3 protein-coding genes and 5 tRNA genes are annotated in these 3807 nt (G+C 55.8%); all 8 read left to right on the top strand.

Going from position 1 to position 3807, the window contains the following annotated elements; translation table 11 throughout:
- The first annotated feature begins 1 nt into the window (after position 1).
- The 8 genes from metG (at position 2) to NM10_RS12160 (ending at position 3765) form a co-directional block, all read left to right on the top strand.
- The gene (gene metG / locus NM10_RS12195; protein ID WP_020311844.1) at positions 2-1903 is read left to right on the top strand and encodes a methionine--tRNA ligase; all 1902 of its coding nucleotides are present in this window, start codon (positions 2-4) and stop codon (positions 1901-1903) included.
- Positions 1903-2670, top strand: coding sequence for a TatD family hydrolase (locus NM10_RS12190; protein ID WP_020311843.1), 768 nt, complete (start codon positions 1903-1905; stop codon positions 2668-2670). Before metG ends, NM10_RS12190 begins: the two co-directional genes overlap by 1 nt.
- Before the next feature lie 196 nt (positions 2671-2866).
- Entirely contained in the window at positions 2867-3139 is a 273-nt protein-coding gene (locus tag NM10_RS12185) for a TIGR04076 family protein (RefSeq protein ID WP_036201044.1), read from the top strand.
- A gap of 221 nt (positions 3140-3360) precedes the next feature.
- A tRNA-Gly gene (locus NM10_RS12180) sits at positions 3361-3435 on the top strand.
- Between the two features lie 5 nt (positions 3436-3440).
- Positions 3441-3516, top strand: a tRNA-Asn gene (locus NM10_RS12175).
- A 3-nt stretch (positions 3517-3519) separates the two neighbouring features.
- Positions 3520-3594: transfer RNA gene (locus NM10_RS12170), tRNA-Gln, on the top strand.
- 4 nt (positions 3595-3598) lie between these two features.
- Positions 3599-3674 (top strand) — tRNA-Lys (locus tag NM10_RS12165).
- Positions 3675-3689: 15 nt separating this feature from the next.
- Positions 3690-3765: transfer RNA gene (locus NM10_RS12160), tRNA-Glu, on the top strand.
- The last annotated feature ends 42 nt before the right edge of the window (positions 3766-3807 follow it).

Genomic DNA, 3807 nt, shown 5'->3' with positions numbered 1-3807 from the left:
TATTYACTATCCAAGTGCCAAACTTCACATCGGGCACACGTACTGCACGACCATTGCCGACTCGCTGGCACGGTTCCACCGTCTGCGCGGCGACGACGTCTTTTTCCTGACCGGCTCGGATGAACACGGCCAGAAAATCCAGCGTGCAGCCGAAGCAAAAGGCGTCAAACCGATTGAATACGTCGACGAAATCGTCGCCCTCTTCCAGCAGCTCTGGAAAAAACTCAACATTTCCAATGATGACTTCATCCGCACGACAGAAAAACGCCATGAAAAAGTCGTCCAGGCTTTGATGCAGAAGTCCTACGACAACGGCGATATCTATAAAGGTGAATACAAAGGCTGGTACTGTACGCCGTGCGAAACGTTCTGGCCGGAAAACAAGCTGCCCGAAGGCAAACACGTCTGCCCGGACTGCGGCCGTCCGCTGGAACTCGTTTCGGAAGAAGCGTACTTCCTGAAGATGAACAAATACGCCGACCGCTGGCTGAAATTCATCGACGAAAACCCGGACTTCATCCAGCCGGAATCGCGGCGCAACGAAATGATTTCCTTCGTCAAGAGCGGCCTGGAAGACCTCTGCGTTTCCCGTACGTCCTTCGACTGGGGCATCAAGGTCCCCTGGGACCCGAAACACGTCGTCTACGTCTGGTTCGACGCCCTGGTCAACTACGTCACGGCTGCCGGCTATCTCGATGACCCGGAAAAATTCAAGAAATTCTGGCCCGCTGACCTGCATCTGGTCGGCAAGGAAATCGTCCGCTTCCACAGCATCATCTGGCCAATCATGCTCATGAGCTGCGGCCTGCCGCTGCCGAAGAAAGTCTTCGGTCATGGCTGGCTCATCGTTGACGGCACGAAGATGAGTAAATCTTTGGGTAACGTCGTCGACCCGATCCCCCTCATCGACCGCTACGGCGCCGATGCGCTCCGTTACTACCTCCTGAAGGAAATCCGCCTCGGCCAGGACGGCAACTTCTCCCTGCCGTCGTTCATCAACCGCATCAACTCCGATTTGGCCAACGACTTGGGCAACCTCTTGCAGCGTACCCTGGCTATGGTCGAAAAATACGAAGGCGGCGTCGCTGCCGGCCCGACGGTCAAAGAACCGGTCGACGACGATTTGGCAACGTGCGCTGTGGAAACGGCAAAACGTTTTGAAACCTACATGGACGACATGAAGATCAACGATGCCATCAACGACGTCTGGGCCCTCATCCGCCGCAGCAATAAATACATCGACGAAACGACGCCGTGGGTCCTGGCCAAAGACGATGCCAAAGCCCAGCGCCTGCAGACGGTCTTGTACAATCTCCTCGAAGCCCAGCGCATCATCGCTACCCTGGTCAGCCCCTTCATCCCGGCCAGCGCAGCGGAAATGTGGAAACAGCTCGGCTTAGGTGACTTTGCCGAAGCCAACCTGCCGGCTGCCCAGGAATGGGGCCGTTATCCGGCTGATACGAAGGTCTGCAAAGGCCATGCCCTCTTCCCGCGCTACGATTTGAAGGAAGAAGTCGCCGAAGCGGAAGAAGAAAAGAAAGCCGCTCAGGCCTGCCCGGCTGCCCAGGAACCGACGAAGCCGGAAATCACTATCGACGATTTCAGCAAGATCGACCTCCGCGTCGGCAAAATCGTAGCCTGTGAAAAAGTACCTAAAGCCAAGAAACTGTTGAAACTGCAAGTCGACCTCGGTACGGAAACGCGCCAGATCGTCAGCGGTATTTCCCTGTACTATAAACCGGAAGACCTCATCGGCCACTGCGTCATCGTCGTCACCAACCTGAAACCGGTCAAGCTCTGCGGTGTTGAATCGAAAGGCATGCTCCTGGCTGCTTCCGATGGCAACGATAACCTGCAGGTCGCTTTCGTCGACGGCATGGCACCGGGAAGCCGGGTCCGCTGATGCTCTTCGATACCCATTGCCACGTCAATGACGGCGCTTACGCTGAAGACCGTCCGGCCGTATTCGACCGGGCGGCCGCAGCCGGCGTAGGCCTCATGATCTGCCCGGCGACGGATATGGAAACGTCAGCCCAGTGCATCGCCATGGCCAGGGAACACGACGGTCTTTATGCCGCCGTCGGCATCCATCCCGAAGAAGCGGCCAAGGCCCAGGACGGCGATGTCGACAAGCTGCGCCAATGGATACAGTCGGAAGAGAAAGTCGTCGCCGTCGGCGAAGTCGGCCTGGATTATCACTGGCCTGAACCGGCCCGGGATGTCCAGCAGGCCGTCTTCATCGACATGGTCAAACTGGCTGTGGAACTCGACGTACCCATCATCATCCATGACCGCGAAGCCCACGGCGACACGCTGGACATCCTGCGCCAGTACGGCAAGGGCATCCGCGGCGTCTTCCACTGCTATTCAGGCAGTCTGGAAATGACGGACGAACTGCTGCGCATGGGCTTCTATTTCGGCTTTGACGGGCCCTTGACCTATCCCAATTCCAAACGGGCCAAACGCGTCGCGTCCCATTTGCCGTTAGACCGCATGCTCATCGAAACGGACTGCCCGTACTTGACGCCCCAGGCCCACCGCGGCCAGCGCAATGAACCGGCCTATGTCCACTACGTCGCCGAAGAAATCGCCGCCCTGCGGGGCATAGACGCCGCCGAAGTGGCCCGGGCGACCACAGAAAACGCCAAGCGGCTGTTTGCGATTCCGTAACCTGCAATCTTGTAGGGGCTTGCACGTGGCAAGCCCGCTCCGGAATATGAGCGATTTTCCAGCTTGGAGAGAGCGTCACCCAATGCCCAACGGGTCGCCCACGTGGCGACCCCTACAGTGTGAAACAGAGTTGCCGCACGAAAGCCGATAGCTTAATGCGATAATTTCTGCTTACTTATCCACAAAGGAGAACACCATGTCACGAGGAAAACGTCCCGCTATCCAGCTTACGATTACGGGGAAACTGGGGACTATGGGCTGCCATCGCGGCCATCACATCGGGGAAACCTTTGATTACGATACGGACCGGGGAAAAATCTGTCCCATGGCCCTGCACTGTGCCTTTCCCTATGTCGATATCCTGCGCTATGGCGGCCAGCTTCCGGGACAGCCGGAAGGAGAAGCCGAATTCTGCTGTTCCGACGCCGACGTAGCCCTGGTCTTCAAGGCTAAAATCATTAGCGATTAGCAGGTAGGAGTTAGGGGGCGCACGAAGGCACATGCCATTATGCGAGGCCCCTTTCTCTTTATAGTTTGTAGTACGGAGTTTGTAGTTTGTAGAAGATGGCTTTAAATTTAAAAGCCTTTACTAAAAACTACAAACTGCAAACTTAATACTCAAAAAATCCCTTGACAGAATCCTTCGGATTTGGTATTATAATCAAGTCTTCTGAAACAGACAACACACATGCGGAAGTAGCTCAGTGGTAGAGCATCACCTTGCCAAGGTGGGGGTCGCGAGTTCGAGTCTCGTTTTCCGCTCCATTTATTCCTCAATAGCTCAGTTGGTAGAGCAATCGGCTGTTAACCGATTTGTCGTAGGTTCGAGTCCTACTTGAGGAGCCATACAGGGGTGTCGCCAAGCGGTAAGGCAACGGACTCTGACTCCGTCATCCGTAGGTTCGAATCCTACTACCCCTGCCATTATGATTCACTAGCTCAGTTGGCAGAGCACCTGACTTTTAATCAGGGTGTCCCGAGTTCGAATCTCGGGTGGATCACCACATTCCACATTATGTGGCCCCTTGGTCAAGCGGTCTAAGACATCGCCCTTTCACGGCGAGAACATGGGTTCAAATCCCGTAGGGGTCACCACTTGGGCGATTAGCTCAGCTGGGAGAGCGCCTGCCTTACAGA

The organism is Megasphaera sp. NM10 (assembly GCF_000417505.1).
In the GTDB taxonomy this organism is placed as follows: domain Bacteria; phylum Bacillota; class Negativicutes; order Veillonellales; family Megasphaeraceae; genus Megasphaera; species Megasphaera intestinihominis.
Note: the sequence above shows the minus strand (reverse complement) of the source record. Positions and strands in the feature narration are given on the sequence as shown.